The sequence below is a fragment of the Falsiroseomonas oryzae genome, from assembly GCF_027856955.1.
GTDB lineage: Bacteria > Pseudomonadota > Alphaproteobacteria > Acetobacterales > Acetobacteraceae > Falsiroseomonas > Falsiroseomonas oryzae.
Window position 1 is genome coordinate 1 of the sequence record NZ_JAPSMD010000971.1, and the last position, 645, is coordinate 645.

A 645-nucleotide genomic window follows, 5' to 3' on the forward strand; every position below is an offset into this window, starting at 1 on the left:
TCGGCGGCGGCGGCGACCCGAGCCAGCCTCTCCGGCGCGCCCGCCGGCGCCTCGCCGCGCCAGACATTGCGGCCCAGCGCCTCGGCGAGGCCCGCGAGGTCGCCGGCGCGCAGTGCCGCGTCGTAGGCGGTCGCCCGGCCGTGGAACGCTTCCCACATGCGCTTCACCCGCTTGCCCACGGCCAGGTCGCCCACCCCCATCTCGCGCAGGTTGACGTCCATGTCCGCGAACATCGCATCGAACACCGCCTGGGCCAGGTCCTTGGCGCGCGGGTCGTCGTCGCGGGAGATGCGGCACACCAGCAGCCCGGCGTGCAGCGAGACCAGGTCGAACCGCCCGTCCAGCGTGTCCGGCACGCCGAGCGCCTCGAAGAAGACGGGCTGGCGCGCCGCCGCGACGGCGGCGCCGTAGAGCGCGAATCCGGCCCGCTCATGCGGCTTCCGGGCGAAGAGGCCGAGCAGGCCCATGGCGAACTCCGGGGCAGGGGCGCGCCACATTGACCGGGCGGCGCCGCAGTGGCATCCGGCGCAGATGGAGCGCCGCTGCCAGATGGTCAACTTGTCGCCGGTCCACGCAACGCCGCGCGCGCCGGGCGAGGACGCCCGGCCCGGAGGCGCCCGGCCGCGCCGCCTGGCGCTGGCCGCC

Annotated in this window: 1 protein-coding gene; it reads right to left on the reverse strand. The window is 76.6% G+C overall.

Annotation, left to right across the window (positions count from 1 at the left end; all coding sequences use genetic code 11):
* Nucleotides 1–467, reverse strand: a 467-nt coding sequence (locus OZN99_RS33015; RefSeq protein WP_270939389.1) for a ubiquinol-cytochrome C chaperone family protein, incomplete at its 3' end; no start/stop codon positions are given.
* Nucleotides 468–645: the final 178 nt, after the last annotated feature.